The sequence below is a fragment of the Clostridium estertheticum genome (assembly GCF_026650985.1).
In the GTDB taxonomy this organism is placed as follows: domain Bacteria; phylum Bacillota; class Clostridia; order Clostridiales; family Clostridiaceae; genus Clostridium_AD; species Clostridium_AD estertheticum_C.
Genome location: NZ_CP086239.1, coordinates 1,998,200 through 2,017,961, shown reverse-complemented (window position 1 = coordinate 2,017,961; position 19,762 = coordinate 1,998,200). Strand labels below are relative to the sequence as shown.

Genomic DNA, 19,762 nt, shown 5'->3' with positions numbered 1-19,762 from the left:
TTAGAAGTATCAATTAAAATTAGAAGCATCAATGAATAACAGTCAAAACATTCCTACCAATATTCTCAAAGGGAATACTTTTAAAATTTTTATTTTCTTTAAAGATTATAGAATTTCTGCTCAATCTAAAGTCCATTTTAGTGGAATTTACAAATCCAGGATTTACATCATAGCAAATATTATTCTTAACATGTCCATACTTAATAACAGAGTCGGAAATTGAGGGCATCTTAGTTTGATAAAGCAAATTATTTTCAATAACGTTATTATTAGGAATACCAGGACTACCATTTTTTAATAAGTATTTAAGTTCAGGATATTTATTAGTCCAAATATCACTTTCATAGGGAACTTTACTTAAGTTTGAATATAATTCATTTAAATCCCAAGTTAACCCTCTTTCATCAAAGTTAATAGAAGTCTTACAATCCACAATTATATTGTTTTCTATAATATTATCCCTTCCACCTCCAATGAAAATTGGATTTTTAACCTTATAAAACACATTTCCGTAAACTTCTGCACTACTCATGCAATCATCTAAATAGATCCCAGACACGTTAAAATTCCCAATATTATTATCAATGTCATGCAAATAATTATATTTAATTATATTTCCTCTAAAAGTCCAATCTCTGCCAGTATATATAGCGCCAACGTCGTCTGTTTCTGTTGCTACATTATATATTTCATTATATTCTAGTAAATGATCATTACCAGAAAATAAAATTGCAGTATGGGGTGCGTCGTGAATACTATTGTGAGAAGCAATTATTCCAACGCCAGAGATATTAATAGCTGCACTATAGGTCTTCTTAATTCTTGAAAAATTATATATTTCATTATTTGATGCATAGTTATTACAGGGGGTAAGTGTGTTTCTATTACCTCCAGTAATAACTAATCCACCCGTTCCAGTATTATAAACCTCACAATTTTCTACTCCATTATTTGTTCCGCCATTAATAGAAATAGCATTTTGAGAAGTATTTCTTATTACACAATCTTTAATTTTATTATTTAATCCATTGTTGATTACAATGTTAGTAGTTCTGCTGTTTTCAAAGGTAATACCTTCAATGGTTACATTTGATACATCTGTCATTTGGATAAATGGAGCAGTAAGCACTGATAATTGTATCTTTGAATTTTTTATAGGGGAGTTAGGAAGAAAGTATAGAAGCTTCTTGTCATAGTCTATATAATATTCTCCAGCCTTATCAAGCTCCTCTAATATATTAAAGAAATAAAATCTCTGTCCTTCTTTTATTCCATAAGGTAATTTAGTGGTGGAGCTAATAATGTTATTAAGTATGTCAATAGTTGAAACTTTAATAGTAGAATCACTCCAATTATGAAACCAATAACCACTCATCAATATGGTTTTATTTCTATTCCAAAGTAAAGGCTCATTTCCATTATATTTAAAGGAATTTATTGTGTCATTGGTTTTTTTAATAACTTGTCCTGTAGAAAGAAATTTGTAATTTGGAAATCGAGCTATGGTCATTGGATCATTATTATAAAATAACTCAGGAGCATTACTTATGATCTCTTTACTACTAGCAAAATCCATAGGGTATTTGGAAAAATCAGCAACAAGTATATTCTTTGCGGCCTCTTTATTTATAAATTTATCAAGTATAGTTTTATCAGTGAGTGGCTTAAAATCAGTATTTGGTAGATTGTATCCTCCGATAAAAAATACTTTTTCTTTTTTATAGGATTTGTAGGTTATGGATAATTGCTTATTACCAGAATCAATTTTTTCTAGTTCAATGCTTTTGTTTATGAAATAGTTGCCACCACGAAAGAATACGATTATATCTTTATGAATTGCTGTATTTTTTTTTGTGTTTCTGATGGCATCTCTTGCACCTTCTAAAGTTTTAAAAGGATGAGATTTGCTTCCGATACTATTATCATTACCATAAGTTGATATATAAAAATTAATATTGGAGTTAGGTTTATAGAATATGTAAATTAATGAGCATAACAATATAGTTACTAAAATAAACACTATAAATTTAAAAAAATATTTCTTAAAGATAATTTTCATAAAAAATCAATACTCCAATCTTTAAATTTACTCTATAGTAATATATTGAAAATTATATTGTTTTAGACTAAATAGGAGTTTTTATTGTAATGTTTTTTTACATGTGACTGTGCAGTGACTGAACTTAGTTTATTTCATGATTAGCTAAGGAGCTAAATGAGGATAAGTAAGGACTAATATGTGACCATCTCATGGTAATATTTGTTTATAGTCATTATTTAAGTATGAAACTAAGGGGAATTGATTATGGAGATGAATGATAACAAATCAGAAGATTTTACTTTAAACATGGGAACATCCACATCCTTTTTAGTAAAGATACAATATAGGCAAAATACAAGCTGGCAAGGGACAATTAAATGGTTAGATGGAAAGCAAACTAGACATTTTCGTAGTTGCCTTGAAATGATGATGCTAATTGAGGATGCATTAACAAGTGATAAGGCAAAGAGTAAAGATATTGAGTTTAATTCATGGGAGGAGAATGACGAGGCTACATCATTAAGTGACCTAGAGGTAAAAAGAAGAAAAATGTATAGAGAATATGTTTGTAAGAATAAAAAATAAAAGAAGGTAAATAGTTAAGTACTGTTTATGAATAGAAGAAAGGAGAGCCATATGGCAGACTTACAAACTGATGTTACTTATAATACAGGAGATATAAAGATTATAAAAAGACATTACTATTTTTTTGTAAAGAGATTTATAGATATAATAGGAGCAATAGTTGGAATTATATTCTTATTACCAATTATGCTAGGTACGGCTATTGCTATAAAGTTAAATTCTAAAGGTAAAATTGTTTTCTCTCAAGAAAGAGTTGGAATTAATGGAAATATATTTAAAATGTATAAGTTTAGATCTATGATTAATAATGCCGAAGAGCTTAAAAAAGAACTAATTACTAAAAACGAAATGTCTGGACCTATGTTTAAGATTAAGAGAGATCCAAGAGTTACAAGTGTGGGTAGGATTATAAGGAAAACTAGTATTGATGAATTACCACAGTTACTTAATGTACTTAAAGGAAATATGTCATTAGTTGGACCTAGACCTAATTTGCCAAAAGAAGTTAGCTGCTTTAACTCCTATCATAAACAAAAATTACTGGCTAAACCAGGGTTAACATGTTATTGGCAGGTAATGGGTAGAAATAATATTGGTTTCGAAGAGTGGATGGAGCTAGACATAAAATATATTAAGGAAAGAAATACTTGGATTGATATAAAGCTTATTATAAAAACGGTGTTTGTATTGCTCGGTGATAAAAACGCTGCTTAGGAGATTCAATAAATGAAGGGGTGCATTATGGAAGAGGAAAATTACATAAATATTAAAGATTTTTTAAAAATAATTAGAAAACGAATAAAATTAATAGTTTTAATAACAGTTTTTGCAACTATTATAACTGGAATAGTAAGTTTTTATGTGCTTAAACCTGTATACGAAGCTAAATGTACAGTTATCGTTGGGAAAGATAGTACTGATAAGATTACAGCGAGTGAAGTAACCATGTACCAAGATTTGATACAGACATACAGTCAAATTGCAAAATCCAGGGTAGTAGCTGAAAATGCTCTTGGAAGATTGAATTTGGGTGTATCTTGGGAAGAATTCATGTCAAACGTAGATATTACACCTGAAACAGGCACACAAATAGTAGATATCTCTTACAAGAATCAAAATACAGAAGTAGCAGAGCAAGGAGCGAATGCTGTAACCCAAGCTTTTATAGAAGAATCTCAAAAGCTTCTACCCTCAGGCAGTGTGAAAATAATGGATAAGGCTTTGACTACTGAAGCACCGATAAAGCCAAACAAGATGTTGAATATTTTTATAGCATTTATCCTAGGTTTAATATTTTCAGCGTCTCTAGTTTTTTTTATAGATTATTTGGATAATACAATTAAAAATGAAGAGGATGTAGAACGAAAATTAGGATTACCTACCATGGGATTAATTCCAAAACAAAATAAGATGGAAAACCTTATTGTAGAGAAACAACCTAAATCGGCAGTTACAGAAGCGTTTAAAAGCATGAGAACTAATTTACTATTTTCTATGGAGAACAGAGGAATAAACACATTAATGGTTTCTAGCTCAATCCCTAAGGAAGGTAAAACTTCGGTTTCAACCAATGTTGCTTTTGCCATAGCAAAGGCAGGAAAGAGGGTTTTACTTGTTGATTGTGATCTTAGAAAACCTAATGTTCATAGATGCTTTAATATTAGCAACAATGAAGGGTTGGCAGATATAATTTTAAAGGAAAGAAAAGTTGAGGAAAGTATAATAAAAATTAATGATAATTTTAACGTAATAACTGCTGGAATAGTTAATTACAATTCGTCGGAGTTATTATCATCTCAGAAGATGCAGAACTTTATTAATGATATGGAAAAAGAATATGATTATGTAATACTTGACACCCCTCCAATAGTTGCATTTACAGATGCTCTTACCTTAGTTACTGATAAAATTGGAGTTATTTTAGTAATAAGCTGCGAACAAACAAAAATAGAAATTTGTAAAAAATCAAAACAATTATTAACAAATGTTAATGCTACATTGATTGGAGCCGTATTAAATAAAGTGGATAAAAGAGTGTTTGTGGGTTATGGATATGATTATTATTCTAATGGTAAAAAAAAGAAAAATAAAGTTAAAACTAAAAGGAAATTTAAGGAATCTGATAAAGGTGCAATTATATAAGAATAGCAATAGCGAAGGCCCTAATTCATAAGGCTCCTATTGATGTAAAGTTACTTCTGTCAGTTTTTACATTTTTTTGTATTGTTCGTGATTGAACTGTGACTGAAGTAAGTTTATTTTATGATTGGTTAAGGATTTAAATGAGAGTAAGTAAGGACTAAGATATGACTATATAATGGTAATATTTACTTGTAGTCATTATTAAGTATGGCACTAAGGGGAATTGATTATGAAGATGAATGATAATGGACCACAAGACTTTACCTTAAATATCATCATTAACAATGATAGAAGCATACAGGGGGAAATACAGCACTGCCAATCAAATCAGACAAGCTATTTTAGAAGCTTAATTGAAATGATTATACTAATAAATGGAAAATTGAACGAGGTACAATTATCGCAGCCAAGTAATGAGTTTCGTTCATGGGTGAAAGAGGTAATTCCATTATAGTTAAAGGGTAGTAAACATTATGAGCATCAATGAGAATAATGAGGCAGCGCTTTCAAGTAAATTAGAGTTTGAAAGGAGATCTATAAAATATGTGTGTAAGAACAAAGGATAATGAAACAAATAGAATATTCTGTAATTATTAAAAAAATATTGTAAAAAATACCATAAGTAGTATATAATAGTATAATATGGTATTAATATCCAATAAATTCAAAAAATACTTGGAGGCAATGAAACATATTCTAAATTGGTCACTTTGAATATGATGAGCTAATAGTGAATCCACTCCTTTTATAGAAAAAAACAATATATAAGGGGGGGAATCCTTGTTAGCGAATAATTTAAAGCTTACTTACGAAAATGATGAAGAGTGTTTAAAAGTATATACATTGGGTTGTTTCGAAGTAGTATTAGATGGGAAGGTTATTTCAAATGATTGTAAGCGGTCTCAACAAGTGTGGAATTTATTTAAGTATACTCTTACATATAGAAATAAAAGAATTGTGCAAGAAAACTTTTTCGATGTTTTATGGAATGATAAAGAATGCGATAACCCTGTAAAAGCTTTGCAAAATCTTGTTTACAGACTTAGAATGCTTCTAGATTATAAAGGGGTAAATAAAGATGGAGAGTCAGTTATAAATTATTCACAGGGGTGTTATAGCTGGAATAAGAAATCACATTATTGGACGGATGTTGATGAGTTTGAAGAGCTTTATGAAAAAGCTAAAACTTATGAGAAAAATGAAGATTTTCTTAATGCAATTGAAATTTCCCAAAGGGCATTAATGTTATACAAAGGTGATTATCTTTGCGAAGACTCCTACAATGAGTGGGTAATGCCTGTTAGAAACTATTATCATCGTATTTACATGGATATAATCGCTAATCTAATAAAACTATTAAAAAATTATAGAAGAAACAAGGATATTTTGAGGGTATGTGAAGAGGCATTAATGATTCAACCATTCGAAGAAAGTATTCATTTACCTTATATTGAAGCACTTATTGAAGAGGGTAATATGGTCCAAGCACAAAAACAATACGAATATGTAACGTCTATGCTGTATGAGGAGATGGGAGTAAAACCATCATCTGACCTACAAAAGCTATATAGCAAGATTAAATGTAAAAACAACAAGGGTTTAGTTGATTTGGGTTCTTTTCAGAAAATGATGATGGATAACCATGAATCGGATGGTGCTTTCTTTTGTGAACCAGATACTTTTGTTTCCGTTTATAAATTAGAATGTCATAGAGCAGTAAGGACTAAACAAATTGTATTTATGGGATTATTCACAATAACTAGGACAAAAAATAGGACACATGATAGTAAAGTAATGAAAAATGGAATTGGGTCGTTTCTTAATATATTAATACAGGATCTTCGTGAAGGTGATGTTGTGACAGCATGGAGTGAGACTCAAATACTTGTTATACTTTCTGGAACAACATATGAACAAGCAAATATGATACTCGACCGCGTTGTAAATAAGTATGAAGAAAATTCTTCTAAGAAGATAATCGTAAAGGCATTACTTAAGTCAATCGATTGCAGTGGTAGGCAAAATGAAAAATTATGAATAAAGAGGAATTTTACTATATGCATATATAAGAAAAAATATCTCCATTTCATTTTCAAATTCCTGAAAATACATGGTAGAGGTGAATTATTGATATGGTTAATAATTTAAAAGTTGATTTTAACTATTTAGATGATATTGATATATATGAACTATTGTTACAAGGAAGAATCTTGAACTTTCCATCAGGGTTTTGGGCTAATAGAAGTGTAGCAGAAGCAAAACATGTTGCTATTAAGTTATTAAAATATTTAATAGATGAAAAACTTAAATTAAATAAGACGGATGTAAAAAGAGAAGTATCTAAAATGTTCTTAACAAAGTACAAGCTCCATACTGCTTCAAAATTATTTGGGCGTTCAGCCATTCGTTATGTAATATGTACTTATCCAGATGTGCATTATCAACCTTGGCAATTTAAGCTAGATAAAGTACCTAAAAGTTACTGGGCAAATGAAGAAAATAGAGTTGATGCCTTAAAATATTTATTCGAAATAGAAATGAAATGGAACATAGAGGATGTAAAAGAAAAATTATGTTGGAGTCTTCTTGAGAAAAATGGGTTAGGTACGTTACATAATTATTATCCTAGTTTATTTAAAATAATTAAAGCTGTATATCAATTTGAGATACAACCTTGGGAAATAATAAATGGTGAGGTTCCTAATGGAACATGGGAAAGTGAAATAAATAGGATTAGGGCTGTAAAATGGTTGATCTTAAAAGTGAACATACCAAATGAACAAATAGATAGAAAAATTTTTGCAAAATATGGATTAAGCATGTTGTTAGGTAAGTATTATAACGATAATACAACAAGAGCTATAAGGGAAGCAAATGATGGCTATATTGAAGATGTAGTGTTAAGAACTATGAAAAATTAATGCATAAGCAGACCAGCGGGCGAGAAAATTATATACCTCAGTCACAGGTACTGGGGTCGTGAACAAATTGTAAAAGGGATTTCCAAAACAGGGGATCCCTTAAAACATATCTAGATTATAGTAGTAATGAAATAAAATGTCCCACCTGGTGAGCATTGTAAAGAGGCGTAGGAATTTAGGAAAAAATGGGCTATAATATAATTAATTGTTTGCCACTAAAATATCATGAAATTTACTGAGCAATTTTTCTAAGAAGTATTGATGGCACAATTGAAAAATATCGTTGGAAGGTGAAGTTTTGAGTAATAATATTCTATTAGTGATTTTGGGTTTAATAGTAGCTATGCTTTTTATTTCCTCAAGCAAAAAAAGGTTTATAAGAATTCAAGAACAAAGAGAGTGCTTCAATAAAATAGTTAATGAATTCAAGATTGCATGTGAAGAACTAAATGGTTATACAAAAGATTTCTATTATACTTATTTTATAAAAGAAAAGTGGAAATATAAGTATAAAGAATTGTATTCTAAAGTGGATAAAAAGTGGAAGTATGAGAAGTTGAAACTGGATAAAGACATATTAAACTCAATAGATGAATTTAAAAATAAATATAGTAATATAGAAAAAATAAGAGATGATTATAATAAGAAATTTATTCGAATTGAAAAAATAAATTATAAGAATTTATTCGACAATATTGAAGGGAGAGCTTTAGATCAGCAGCAGAGAGAATGTGTAATAAAAGAGGAGATAAACAATCTTGTTATAGCTGGGGCAGGAACTGGTAAGACAACTACAATTGTTGGAAAGATAAAATATCTTCTAGAAAAATATAATTACAACTCTGATGAAATTTTAGTTTTATCTTTTACAAATGCATCAGCAAGTGAAATGGCTGAAAGAGTAAAAAAAGAAACTGGGAAAAACATGGACGTTATGACTTTTCATAAACTTGGAAAAGAAATCATTGCAGAAGTTGAAGGTAAGCAGCCAAGTATAACTTAAATTAAGCTTATTAATTTGATTGAAGAAGAATTTGCTGCATTAACTAAAAATAATGAAAGCTATAATGGTTTGTTAAATAAATTTTTCTTATCTTATATGAAAGAATATAGGAGTAGATTTGATTTCAAAAATGAGGGAGAATTCATAGATTATTTAAAAGACAATCAAATACAGACTTTTAAAAACGAAGTTGTTAAAAGTTATGAGGAGATGGAGATAGCTAATTTTCTATTTATAAATAAGATAAATTATGAATATGAAAAAAATTATAAAATAAACACTGCCGATAGAAAGTATAGTAGGTATAGGCCAGATTTCTATTTAACAGATTATGAGATTTACATAGAGCATTTTGGTATAGATAGAAAAGGCAATGTTCCAAAGTATTTCACAGGCAAAAATGGTGTGAGTGCAAAAGAAGTTTATAATGATGGAATAAGGTGGAAAAGAGAAATACATAAAAAATATAATACAAAACTTATAGAAACTTATTCCTATGAAAAAATGGAAGGGAACTTGCTTGAGAAGTTAGAAAAACAATTAAAGGCTGCAGGGGTAGTATTTAATGCAATGTCAAGGAATGAAGTATGGGAGGTTATTGAAAAGAATAAAGCTTATGAATTAAAAAGCATAATTAAATTAATCAATACTTTTATAATGTTAATGAAGTCAAATGGTTTTTCTGTAGAAGCTATAAAGCAAGTAAATGTAAAAGAGCTTTCAGGATATGAAAAAAGTAGAAATGATATTTTTATAAATATTACTGCACCAATATATGAAGCTTATAATAAAGAACTTATAAACAATGATGAAATAGATTTTAGCGATATGATAAATAAAGCTACTAAATATATATTAGAAGGAAAGTTTAATAAAAAATATAGTTATATAATTGTGGATGAGTATCAGGATATTTCTTTGGCGAGGTACAGTTTAATCAAAGCTATTAAAGAATTAAATAATTCAAAATTATTTTGTGTAGGAGATGATTGGCAAAGTATATATAGATTTGCTGGAGGTGATGTAAATTTATTTGTTAAATTTGATCAATATTTCGGGTTTACGGAAAAAACATATATCGAAACAACCTATAGATTTAATAAAAGTCTTATTGATTTAAGTGGTAAATTCGTCTTAAAAAATAAAGGGCAAATAAAGAAGAAACTTAAAAGTTTTGATGATAATCAGGACCTGTCATATGAATTATTGTATGGAGATAAAAAAAGCGAACTTACTATATTATTAAAAGAAAGATTAAACTCAATTCCTCCTAAAAGTACAGTGGCGCTCCTTGGAAGATATAAAGACGATTTGAAGTTTTTACTTGATGATAATTTTAGTTATAGATATGATCCTCATTTAGGTAAGGGAATAATTTCTTATAAAAAGAGGTTTGATTTACATATAGAATTTTTAACAGTTCATAAGTCTAAAGGATTGCAGACGGATTATGTTTTCATAGTTAATAACAGCAATGGTAAACATGGATTCCCAAGTAAGATTGAAGATGATAGGGTACTTAATTTATTAATACAAAATAAAGAAAAATATGAATATGCTGAAGAGCGAAGGCTATTTTATGTAGCATTAACTAGAGCTAAAAAGCACGTATATCTTTTAGTTGAGAATAATAGTAAATCGTCTTTTATTAGAGAAATTGAGGAAGATAATAATATTAAGGTGGCAAAAGTAAAGGCAATAAATTGTCCGGAATGCAAAAAAGGTGAACTTAAAATTAGGACAGGCCCTTACGGAGAATTTTACGCTTGTTCTAATTATCCGCTATGCGAACATACAGAAAAAATTAAAGTGAATAATTTAGAAGGACAAATTCTGCCCAAAGAAATAGTTGGAAATGTACATAAAGATAAAGAGAAGAGTTTAGTAATAGCTGGTAAAAAATAATGCATTCTTGTAAATAAGTAAGAATAGAAGTACATAGGGGGTTCTTTAGTAACTTGTTTGATGCTAAAAAAAGGGAGCATAACGCAGTGGCAACATTATATGCTTAGGTAAAGTTTAGATAATCTGAAAAAATATAAACATAGAACACAATAAAAGGGATTTCCCAATAATGGGAATCCCTTAAAACATATCTAGATTAATCTAGTTAAGCAAAATATGTTAATAACTCAATAAAAATTATCTTTAATTATGGTAAAGTGAAGAAGGTGTACTAAATGGAGAAAGGTAAAAACGATTAAAAAGCAGTTTATTTAACATTTGATTATTATTAATTATTTTGATATACTTACCTAAGTAACAATTACTTAGGTAAGTAATTAATTGGAGGTGAAATAAAATTGAATTTATATGGTCATAAAACAAATCAATTAGCTCGAAATTTTACAAAGAAATTAAATGAAAAAATCTTGCCACTTGGTTTATATGCTTCACAATGGGGAATTATATTGTACTTATATGAAAAAAAGCAGTGTACACAAATTGAACTGAGTCGATATCTGGGTGTAGAAGCTCCGACAATTACTAGAACATTGGCTAGAATGGAAGAAGTGGGATGGGTAATTCGAGAAGCTGGAAGTGATAGGCGCGAGAGATATATAAAATTAACAGAAAAAGCTTGTGGCATGTTTCTAAAATGGAATAAAGCTGCTAATATTTTGGAAAAAGAGGCAATAAATGATATTGATAAAGAAGAACTAGATATTTTTAATCAAGTTTTAGAAAAGATGATGAAGAACTTACAGTAGGAAGAAGGCTTATTTTATGTTTAAAAATAATAAACAAAGTCCTATATATTTGCTAAAGATAATAAAACAAGCATTTGAGATTAATAAAAAACCTTTTCCATGGTTAAAAGCAATTAGTGCTGCTATATGTGTAGGAGTTCCGGTAAGCATTGGCCTAGTAGAAGGACAACTACGTTTAGGGTTATTGGGTGGGATTGGAGGATTTACCTATCTATATGTTTTTAATCAACCTTATGCTAGGCGTGCAAAACAAATATTTTTTGTTGCCATTGGTATCAGTCTTTCAGTTGGGCTGGGTACATTAGCAGCACCTTATCCTTTACTTGTTATTTTAATAGTTGGTCTAATCGGAACGATAGTAACATTTATATTTGGCGTACTTAAGATACCAGGTCCAGCGGCTATATTTTTTGTTCTAAGTTTCATAATGACAACAGGGATGGCTATTGATCCGTCAGCAGCGCCTATTCGTACTGCCATTGTGCTTATTAGTAGTCTTTTCGCATGGATAATCAGTATGGTAGGATGGTTTTTTAATCCACATGGCCCTGAAATAAAAGCCCTTAAAGAGGTTTATTTAGCTTTAGCATCATTTAGTGAAACTCTTAGTAGCGAGAATATTAATGATGTACGACATCGCACTGTTAATGCATTAAAGGAATCAGAAGAAACTCTTTTAGTAGGTTATATTCCATGGAAGAACTCATTTTTGTTTAATCGATTATCTCTTTTAAACGAACAAGCTAATAAGTTATTTTTAGAAATGCTTGAATTGTATTCTAATGGAAACAATAAGTTACCAAAGGAATTTGGTGAAATGCTAAGGGAATTATCTATGGGAATTGAATTAAAAGATGGAGAAGTAATTACAATACATCCACTACATAATAAACTAAACCCGGAGTATCATAATTTTTTAGATATAATTTATGATGCTGAGGCTATTATCAATATACCATTGACATACATTGGACATGGAATAAAGATTTCAAAACCATCATTAAAAATGAAATTTAATAAAGCGTGTGATAAGGATTCGATAGTGTTTATTAACGCTGTTCGCTATGGAATTGTTCTTTCAATATCAACCATGATAGCTTTTGGCTTTCACTTTAACAGGCCTTATTGGATACCATTATCATGTGCTGCTGTTATGTCAGGTTCAACTATTATGGCCACTTTTCATCGGGCAATTCAGCGTTCATTTGGTACGATTGTTGGATTAATTATAGCCGTTATTATTTTTAAACTACAGCCACAAGGTTTCATGATAGTTATAATTAACATGTTACTAACAGCAATAACAGAACTTTTTATTGTGAAAAATTATGCCGTAGCAGCGGTGTTTATAACACCCAATGCTTTGCTTATAGCAGAAGCGTCCACGCAAATTAATAATGTTCCCTATTTTGCAACAACACGTATTATAGATATCATGATTGGGTCTATTATTGGATTAATCGGCATTTATATTACTGGTCATCGTTCAGCCTCTAGTCGATTACCAGGTTTAATGACGAAACTAATTCGTAGTCAGGCAAGAGTGATAGTTCGTTTAACATCTAATAGCAAAATTAGTAATGGTGAGGACATAAAATGGATAAAAGAAAAAATGGAGATAGATTTTGTGAATTTCAAGACGGCATATATTACAGCATTAGGTGAAATTCCAAATAATGAGAAAATGCTTGAAATGCTGTGGCCAGCATTTTTCTCTTTAGAACACATTAGTTATTTACTTGACATGGATTGTACAACAAAGGTATATTTCAACTTATCAGATGAAAATTTAGCAGAATTGTTACTTGCCTTTGAAAAAATGGCAATGGCCATTGAACAAAAACAGATTGTACAGTTTAAAAAAATTCCTATTATGAATGAAATACCAAAAATTTGTGAAGAAATTAATATTCTTCAAGAATCTCTGAGTATAAAGGTTATAAGTATTAAAAATAGCAAGAATTAGTTGAGTTAATTATAAAAAATATAAAAATTTGGCTATTCCACTTCATTCTTAATCTTTACTTAAAAAATTTCCTAAGTTAATTATATGTTGTTCATATATTCCAAAGCCTATTTTACATTTTTCATTGAAAGCTTCTACAGTATAACTAAGCTTTCTGCCTTCAATAGCTACCAATGTCGCTTTTACGGTAACTTTCGTGTTAATAGAAGTTGGATTTATATGTTCAACATTAATTTTGGTTCCAACGGATCTATAATTTTCAGGCATATTATCCATTACTATATGATTAGCTGTATCTTCTATAAATCTAATCATGCTAGGTGTAGATAGTGTAGTGACACCTTTATTTCCAATAAAGTCTGCTGTATCTTCTGATTTCACTATATATTCATTAACTAATGTTTTTCCTACCTTAAAAAGAGAATTAAAGTCCATTTAATAATCATCCTTTCTTTTGTGTTATTAAGTTTTTATATAAAAATCCATAAATTATTATAACATATCTTTCATGAAGGAAAACAAATGAATATAGAAAATATGCAAATAAATTACACGAAAATGATGTAGTAAGTTTAAGTTCAAAAACATATTAAACTTACTACATTAAGTTTTTGCATTTATTTCCATGACACTTTTGTATATAATCATTATTTTTATTTAGCTAAAAAAATAGACATTAATACATTGATGTCTATTGGATTATTTTATTATTTTAATAATTGATTTATGGTTAATGGGCCCACAATTCCATCAGATTTTAAAGCTCTTATAGTTTGAAATTTTTTAACAGCTACTAGTGTATTTACACCAAAATATGAATCAGCTCCAGTTTCACCACAACTAAATCCTAATGCAATAAGTCGCTGCTGTATCCATCTTATAAGTTCATTATGGGATCCATTAGTAAAGGATATCTTAGCTATAACATCATTGGTATGGGTACCTTTGATACCATCTTCAATAAGCTTGTCTCCATTTTTATCTTTTAATCCTACTAAGTTGACAGCATGTTGAAAAGCCTTTACAACTATATTTGTAATTATTACAGGTGGAGTTGAACTAACAAATATACTAGTACTAAATTCATTTAAATCAACAGAACCATTTATTCCATCTATTCTTCCAGATTCTGAATATTGAAAGCCTATATAATTAACTGCATCTGGTTTTGCTACTCCATAATGCGCCACCCATAAAGGTATATCTTTAACTGAGCTATTTAAATTATTTGCGTAAAAATAATCTCCTGTATAAAGGCATACTTCATTATTAGTTGATATTATATAATTCGCGAACTGCAGTATATTAGAGCTTGTCTTAGCTATTGTTTGACCTAATGATACTTCTACATCTATAGCGTATTTACAATTAGAGGAAAGCCCTTCTATAACACTTAAAAAAAATTTTGCTTCTAATACTGGATCGTTTGCTCTTAGATAATGATAAAACCCAATTTTAAGTCCTGCCGATTTTGCTCCAGCATATTGAGACTTTAAAAGCGGATTGGTATAAGTGAGTCCTTCAGTGGCCTTAATATAAACTATTTCTATTCCACTGTTTTTTACCTTCTCAAAATCTACATTTGCTTCATAACTAGATATATCTATTCCTTTCATAAAACATCATCTCCAATTTTAATTATATCCGATTATTTATAGTCCACCATTAGTGTTTTTCTTACTATAATCTTTTGCTTATATACATTATGAAAATTGCCAGAAAATGTACCATGTAAAAGATTTTTTTAATAAATGCTGGTTCTAAACAATTGTAAATATACATAATTTATGGTAATTATGGTATAATCAAATAAATATTGTTAGTCAAAATTGTAATTTATATGTACTAATTGTCATTGTATGAGGGAGGAGATAAATGAACAAATCAAGAAACATAATAAAAAAAGCAATATTAATATTCTGCATCGCTATCTTGCCTATATCATTCTCAAACCGTGCAATATATGGTACATGGAATGTATTTGCTTATCCTAATAGGGTGACTATTAATGGATATCGGTATGATAATAATGGAGAGTTTATGGCGTTAACAGATAATAACAAGCCCAAATATGAGGTGTCAACAATTATTGATAGAATTACATTTAAAAGAGTTTACAGTAATGGAATAAAATTTATGGGAAATGGGAAATCTGTTTTTTTGTATTTAGGTGCTGATAGATACCTTATTCTTAGGTCCGGTGGTGGAGCTTGATGTAGAGTAACAGATATATTCTTTTAAATTTAATTAAGGTAACGAATTTGTATTTTATTGTTAAACAAATATCTATGAAAGCAGGGGTTACTTTGGGAAAGTTTAATGTTGTAATATGTATCTTGGGAGTAGTATATTTAGTTTACTCATTTTTATATAGAGACAAAGTTACAATATATAACATAAATTACAAAATGGTGGTTTTAAATGAAGAAAAATTTTTGAAATTGCAATTGTATTTTTCAATTGTAAATTCGATACTTATGATAATATTAGGATTAATAATAACTTTGATTAATCTGGGATTAACTTACATAATAGCTTCAGTCCTTCTTTTTCATACTATCAATTGTTTGTTAAGGTCAATTGCCAAAAGCAAAAAATATATTCGATTTAATTGATACGTAATGTTTTTATGGGGGGTTACTTTCACATTGACTTTATGAGGCGTTCTTAATTCTCGTAAATATAATTAATTTTAGAATTTATAGTATAATTAAACAAAGATTTTATGTCATACCCGTAAACTAAGACGCACAAAAAATCCATAAATTAAGTTGGGGGAAACTAATTATGAAAAATTATGTTATTGAAGAAAGCACAAGAGAAGAACATGGTTTAGTTGACAAAGGGATAGTTGAATATAATTTATCCAAAGTTCCTTTTACGCAAGAACCATCTTTTATGTCAATTAATAGAGTTATAAAAGGGTCTAATGGAGATATGTTAGCAGGAGTAAATAGTATATTATATTGTTGGAATTGCCTGTATATAGATGTTTTATGGGTTAGAGACGGCTTTAGAAAAGAAGGGTATGGTTCTGCACTTTTAAATGAAGTAGAGAAAATTGCAAAAGAAAAAGGGTGCAAATTAATTCACTTAGATACATTTGATTTTCAAGCAAAAGATTTTTACCTTAAACATGGATATGAGGTCTTTGGTGTATTAGATGATTGTCCTTTAGAACATAAACGTTATTATATGAAAAAAAACATATAGTTCAACATATTCGCATAAGGTGCAACAACAGGAGGTATTACAAAATGAAATTTTTTAGTTATCTACTATTAGGAGTTATAGTTTTTGGGGTTGCTGAATTTCTATCCATAATGATTGGGAGTGCTTTAGGTTCAGGAACCGCAGAGATAGGTCTTGTAGTTAGTGCTATATCAATGCTTTGTGCAACTGTAGTAATATGCACAGCAATAATAGTTGATGCCATTAGAAGCAATACTCAAGGGAAATAAATAGACTGTACTTATTCTTTATTATTCAAAAAATAGTGAATGGATGATGCATTTTCGATTAATGTACAATAAAAGATTTTATAACGCATTTTTAATTGATTGCGTCATGCTAGTAATTTACTATTAAAAAAAACGAACTAATATTAAGGAGGATGTAGCATGGCAAAGTATGAAAAGACTATTAGTGGTCAATTTGAGGAAGTACTTCATCAGTTGGAAAACGATATTGGTAGCAGTGGCATAACTATGAATTTAGTGGATGAAAGCAACCATACTTATGGGGATACCAATATAGCAGTTAGGGTATATGATAAATATTTTATGAGAAACGGTAATAGAGCAAGTTTAAGCATTACTGTGGTAGGCAAAGGTAGTAATATTTTTATTTCTGCAATCGGTGCTGGTGGAGGCAAAGGCATTATTTTCAACTTCAGTCTCGGTGCTGAAGATGACATGGTGGCAGTAGTAGAAAGAAGTGTAGAAGGAATGGTATAACTCTTATTGAGTTATTCATTCGCAACTGTAATATAGAACTAAACCGCTAAAAAAGGTGGCAGACGAGTGTTAATCACATTAATTTGATTTTTAATTAAATAAAATAGAAAGAAGTATCCTATTTTGCTAAGGTACTTCTTTATTATAATGTACACTTCTTTTAAGTTTTTATCGGCTTAACATCTGAATCTAAACCTACTCATAAATGTTTTGAAAGATTAGGAGAAAAATAAATGGAATATGTGGGAATAATTGGCGTAGGCAATGCAGCAACTGTATATGAATGGGAAGAATACAAAGTGATTAAGCTTTTCTATCAGGGCTATTCAAAAGATGCGGTAGAAAGAGAGTTTCATAATGCAAAATTAAAAATTATTGTAATTTAAAATCAAAAGGAGAAATTGTTATGTTAACGCATAAAGGTACACAAACAATAAACACAGACAGACTATTATTGCGAAGATTTGAACTTGATGATGCATATGATATGTTTAAGAATTGGGTAAATGATAGCGAGGTTACTAGATTCTTATCTTGGGAACCACATAACAATATAGAAGTTACAAAAAAAATTGTAGAGCAATGGGTTAACGAATATAAGCATAATAATATCTATGATTGGGCTATTGAAGCAAAAGAAATTGGTGAAGTTATCGGTGCTATTTCTATAGTCAAGTTAGACGAAAATCACCATTCTTGTGAAATAGGATATTGTATGGCAAGAAAATATTGGTGTAAGGGAATAATGAGTGAATCACTAAAAGCAGTAATTGACTATTTATTTTCTGAGGTTGGGTTTAATCGAATAGTAGCAAAGCATGACACAAATAATATTGCTTCGGGAAAGGTAATGATTAAAAGTGGGATGGAGTATGAAGGGACATTAAGACAAGTTAAACTACGTGATAACAAAGATTTTTATGATTTAGCTGTTTATTCAATATTAAAAGATGATTGGGAAGGAGCAAAGGACAAATAGCTGTGATAGGTCATACTTTTCATAAATACTGCATCAATCATACTAAAGGGTAATCCTGGAATTGGCAAGATGTTATTAGAAGAGAAATGCTATTTTTGAAAGATGGATCTAATCCAGAATCTAGTCAGTTATTATTGGAACTTGCACTATATGAAAAAAACAATTGCAAAATTGTTTTTTTAGAAGGTATTTTAAATTCAAAGTGGTATAAAAATTTATTATATGAGTTCAAAGAGCAAATTTTTTTAATATCTTGTTGTAAATAAAGATTATCTCAAAAGTTCAATTCATGAATTATGTAAAATATAGCTTTTATTAAATTTAAACCAATTGTCATAAAAGCATTGACTTGTACCCTACGGACACCGTTATACTAAATTTAAAGGTTAGCTAACTTTTAAGTTTACGGAGGTGCTATTAATGAATATCAAAGTTATATCTGAAAAAACCGGATTGACCAAAAGAGCTATAAAATATTATGAAAGTGAGGGATTAATTAGTCCTATAAAAAATAATGATAATAACTATAGAGAATATACCGATAATGATATTGTAAAACTTAATTTGATTGGTGCATTAAGAATTATAGATATACCAATACGTGAAATAAAGAGTTTAGTAAAGGGTGATAAAGGGCTACAGGACATTATGAATGATACTCTAATAAAAGTTACTGAAACTATAAACAATTTAGAAAAGACTAAACTTATTATTAGCAATCTTATTAATAAAGAGACCAAGGATTACTATAGTATTAGTGAACAAGTCATAAGACTAAGAGAAACCTTAGAGCTTTCCTTAGCTGAAAAAAAGGAGTTTGTGTCAAACGCATTGATTAGAATTTTCCCTGGCAATTTCGGTGAGATTTTTGTGAGTAGCTTTAAACCTTTTTTAAACATTACTATAGACAATAATGAAAAGAAAGAAGCATGGTTAAAGCTTGTAGAGGTTTTGGATAACTTGGATGAATTAGATGATAATGATGAATTAGCTAAAGGTATAAGCAGTATAGGTAATGATAAAATTCAATTTTTAAATGAAAAGCATCAAAATGATATAGTAAATCTTTTAAGTGGAGATATGGCAACGAGAGAAGAATATAAACAAAATATTATTTCAATGATAAAATTAATAAATGAAACTGGAGAAGACGAAAAGAATTTTACCGAAGCATTAATTAAATATTATGATATGTTTAATATTGGAGTAACTGAAAAAACTTTTTATTTATATTTAGAAATATTAAATGAGGATTACAAACGATATACAGAAATCGATAAGGAAATATATATAGAAGCAATTGATGAAATCAAAAATGAATTAAGTGAGGAGATTAAAGATAAATTAGCGTTAAGTCTGGGAGAGTTTTTTGAAAATCTGAAAAAGTAAACAAGTAAACATAATAATTAATCTATAGTTTATTATTAAGATGATTACAATTAACCCATATCGAGTACG

General features: G+C 29.2%; 20 protein-coding genes. 17 read left to right on the top strand and 3 right to left on the bottom strand.

The genetic code is table 11. The features are described from left to right. Window positions 1-28 precede the first annotated feature (28 nt). The gene (locus LL038_RS09810) at window positions 29-2,059 is read right to left on the bottom strand and encodes a right-handed parallel beta-helix repeat-containing protein (protein ID WP_216127524.1); all 2,031 of its coding nucleotides are present in this window, start codon (window positions 2,057-2,059) and stop codon (window positions 29-31) included. A gap of 246 nt (window positions 2,060-2,305) precedes the next feature. Between LL038_RS09810 and LL038_RS09805 the strand changes: the two genes are divergently transcribed. The 10 genes from LL038_RS09805 to LL038_RS09760 all read left to right on the top strand — a co-directional run bounded on the left by LL038_RS09805 (window position 2,306) and on the right by LL038_RS09760 (window position 13,369). Next, window positions 2,306-2,626: a hypothetical protein gene (locus tag LL038_RS09805; protein WP_216127525.1), complete on the top strand. Its 321-nt coding sequence runs from the start codon at window positions 2,306-2,308 to the stop codon at window positions 2,624-2,626. 51 nt (window positions 2,627-2,677) lie between these two features. After that, the gene (locus LL038_RS09800; protein ID WP_216127535.1) at window positions 2,678-3,340 is read left to right on the top strand and encodes a sugar transferase; all 663 of its coding nucleotides are present in this window, start codon (window positions 2,678-2,680) and stop codon (window positions 3,338-3,340) included. Window positions 3,341-3,352: 12 nt separating this feature from the next. Beyond that, entirely contained in the window at window positions 3,353-4,768 is a 1,416-nt protein-coding gene (locus LL038_RS09795) for a polysaccharide biosynthesis tyrosine autokinase (RefSeq protein WP_216127541.1), read from the top strand. A gap of 229 nt (window positions 4,769-4,997) precedes the next feature. Beyond that, window positions 4,998-5,222 (top strand): hypothetical protein, encoded by a 225-nt coding sequence (locus LL038_RS09790; protein ID WP_216127544.1) that lies wholly within the window; start codon window positions 4,998-5,000, stop codon window positions 5,220-5,222. Window positions 5,223-5,548: 326 nt separating this feature from the next. Beyond that, window positions 5,549-6,805 (top strand): AfsR/SARP family transcriptional regulator, encoded by a 1,257-nt coding sequence (locus LL038_RS09785; RefSeq protein ID WP_216127547.1) that lies wholly within the window; start codon window positions 5,549-5,551, stop codon window positions 6,803-6,805. Window positions 6,806-6,900: 95 nt separating this feature from the next. Further along, the gene (locus tag LL038_RS09780) at window positions 6,901-7,689 is read left to right on the top strand and encodes a DUF4046 domain-containing protein (protein WP_216127550.1); all 789 of its coding nucleotides are present in this window, start codon (window positions 6,901-6,903) and stop codon (window positions 7,687-7,689) included. 298 nt (window positions 7,690-7,987) lie between these two features. Then, window positions 7,988-8,692 carry a UvrD-helicase domain-containing protein gene (locus tag LL038_RS09775; protein ID WP_268056050.1) on the top strand — a complete coding sequence of 235 codons (705 nt, stop codon included), beginning with the start codon at window positions 7,988-7,990 and terminating at the stop codon, window positions 8,690-8,692. Window positions 8,693-8,707: 15 nt separating this feature from the next. After that, window positions 8,708-10,597 carry a UvrD-helicase domain-containing protein gene (locus LL038_RS09770; RefSeq protein ID WP_268056049.1) on the top strand — a complete coding sequence of 630 codons (1,890 nt, stop codon included), beginning with the start codon at window positions 8,708-8,710 and terminating at the stop codon, window positions 10,595-10,597. 398 nt (window positions 10,598-10,995) lie between these two features. Continuing rightward, entirely contained in the window at window positions 10,996-11,403 is a 408-nt protein-coding gene (locus tag LL038_RS09765) for a MarR family winged helix-turn-helix transcriptional regulator (RefSeq protein WP_216126193.1), read from the top strand. A gap of 16 nt (window positions 11,404-11,419) precedes the next feature. Continuing rightward, entirely contained in the window at window positions 11,420-13,369 is a 1,950-nt protein-coding gene (locus LL038_RS09760; protein ID WP_216126195.1) for an FUSC family protein, read from the top strand. A gap of 48 nt (window positions 13,370-13,417) precedes the next feature. Here LL038_RS09760 and LL038_RS09755 read toward each other — a convergent pair whose 3' ends face one another. Both LL038_RS09755 and LL038_RS09750 read right to left on the bottom strand, forming a co-directional pair. After that, window positions 13,418-13,804, bottom strand: coding sequence for a thioesterase family protein (locus LL038_RS09755; RefSeq protein ID WP_216126197.1), 387 nt, complete (start codon window positions 13,802-13,804; stop codon window positions 13,418-13,420). 272 nt (window positions 13,805-14,076) lie between these two features. Next, window positions 14,077-14,985 (bottom strand): GH25 family lysozyme, encoded by a 909-nt coding sequence (locus tag LL038_RS09750; RefSeq protein WP_216126199.1) that lies wholly within the window; start codon window positions 14,983-14,985, stop codon window positions 14,077-14,079. A 259-nt stretch (window positions 14,986-15,244) separates the two neighbouring features. Here LL038_RS09750 and LL038_RS09745 point away from each other — a divergent pair, with 259 nt between their 5' ends. From LL038_RS09745 to LL038_RS09715, 7 genes are all read left to right on the top strand, one after another. Further along, window positions 15,245-15,583 (top strand): hypothetical protein, encoded by a 339-nt coding sequence (locus LL038_RS09745; protein WP_216126201.1) that lies wholly within the window; start codon window positions 15,245-15,247, stop codon window positions 15,581-15,583. Between the two features lie 573 nt (window positions 15,584-16,156). Next, window positions 16,157-16,582 carry a GNAT family N-acetyltransferase gene (locus LL038_RS09740; RefSeq protein WP_216126203.1) on the top strand — a complete coding sequence of 142 codons (426 nt, stop codon included), beginning with the start codon at window positions 16,157-16,159 and terminating at the stop codon, window positions 16,580-16,582. A gap of 44 nt (window positions 16,583-16,626) precedes the next feature. After that, window positions 16,627-16,830 (top strand): hypothetical protein, encoded by a 204-nt coding sequence (locus tag LL038_RS09735; protein WP_216126204.1) that lies wholly within the window; start codon window positions 16,627-16,629, stop codon window positions 16,828-16,830. A gap of 159 nt (window positions 16,831-16,989) precedes the next feature. After that, window positions 16,990-17,325 (top strand): DUF6054 family protein, encoded by a 336-nt coding sequence (locus tag LL038_RS09730; RefSeq protein WP_216126205.1) that lies wholly within the window; start codon window positions 16,990-16,992, stop codon window positions 17,323-17,325. Between the two features lie 233 nt (window positions 17,326-17,558). After that, window positions 17,559-17,711 (top strand): hypothetical protein, encoded by a 153-nt coding sequence (locus tag LL038_RS09725; protein ID WP_216126206.1) that lies wholly within the window; start codon window positions 17,559-17,561, stop codon window positions 17,709-17,711. 20 nt (window positions 17,712-17,731) lie between these two features. Beyond that, window positions 17,732-18,304 carry a GNAT family N-acetyltransferase gene (locus tag LL038_RS09720; protein ID WP_216126207.1) on the top strand — a complete coding sequence of 191 codons (573 nt, stop codon included), beginning with the start codon at window positions 17,732-17,734 and terminating at the stop codon, window positions 18,302-18,304. A 420-nt stretch (window positions 18,305-18,724) separates the two neighbouring features. Then, complete coding sequence (locus tag LL038_RS09715) at window positions 18,725-19,693, top strand: MerR family transcriptional regulator (RefSeq protein ID WP_216126208.1); 969 nt, start codon at window positions 18,725-18,727, stop codon at window positions 19,691-19,693. Window positions 19,694-19,762 lie beyond the last annotated feature (69 nt).

Bases quoted from the DNA above. Each gene is read 5' to 3' on its own strand.
- LL038_RS09810 (WP_216127524.1), bottom strand. From the start codon at position 2,059: ATGAAAATTATCTTTAAGAAATATTTTTTTAAATTTATAGTGTTTATT.
- LL038_RS09745 (WP_216126201.1), top strand. From the start codon at position 15,245: ATGAACAAATCAAGAAACATAATAAAAAAAGCAATATTAATATTCTGC.
- LL038_RS09715 (WP_216126208.1), top strand. From the start codon at position 18,725: ATGAATATCAAAGTTATATCTGAAAAAACCGGATTGACCAAAAGAGCT.
- LL038_RS09735 (WP_216126204.1), top strand. From the start codon at position 16,627: ATGAAATTTTTTAGTTATCTACTATTAGGAGTTATAGTTTTTGGGGTT.
- LL038_RS09805 (WP_216127525.1), top strand. From the start codon at position 2,306: ATGGAGATGAATGATAACAAATCAGAAGATTTTACTTTAAACATGGGA.
- LL038_RS09800 (WP_216127535.1), top strand. From the start codon at position 2,678: ATGGCAGACTTACAAACTGATGTTACTTATAATACAGGAGATATAAAG.
- LL038_RS09725 (WP_216126206.1), top strand. From the start codon at position 17,559: ATGGAATATGTGGGAATAATTGGCGTAGGCAATGCAGCAACTGTATAT.
- LL038_RS09780 (WP_216127550.1), top strand. From the start codon at position 6,901: ATGGTTAATAATTTAAAAGTTGATTTTAACTATTTAGATGATATTGAT.
- LL038_RS09730 (WP_216126205.1), top strand. From the start codon at position 16,990: ATGGCAAAGTATGAAAAGACTATTAGTGGTCAATTTGAGGAAGTACTT.
- LL038_RS09790 (WP_216127544.1), top strand. From the start codon at position 4,998: ATGAAGATGAATGATAATGGACCACAAGACTTTACCTTAAATATCATC.
- LL038_RS09755 (WP_216126197.1), bottom strand. From the start codon at position 13,804: ATGGACTTTAATTCTCTTTTTAAGGTAGGAAAAACATTAGTTAATGAA.
- LL038_RS09760 (WP_216126195.1), top strand. From the start codon at position 11,420: ATGTTTAAAAATAATAAACAAAGTCCTATATATTTGCTAAAGATAATA.
- LL038_RS09795 (WP_216127541.1), top strand. From the start codon at position 3,353: ATGAAGGGGTGCATTATGGAAGAGGAAAATTACATAAATATTAAAGAT.
- LL038_RS09740 (WP_216126203.1), top strand. From the start codon at position 16,157: ATGAAAAATTATGTTATTGAAGAAAGCACAAGAGAAGAACATGGTTTA.
- LL038_RS09750 (WP_216126199.1), bottom strand. From the start codon at position 14,985: ATGAAAGGAATAGATATATCTAGTTATGAAGCAAATGTAGATTTTGAG.
- LL038_RS09720 (WP_216126207.1), top strand. From the start codon at position 17,732: ATGTTAACGCATAAAGGTACACAAACAATAAACACAGACAGACTATTA.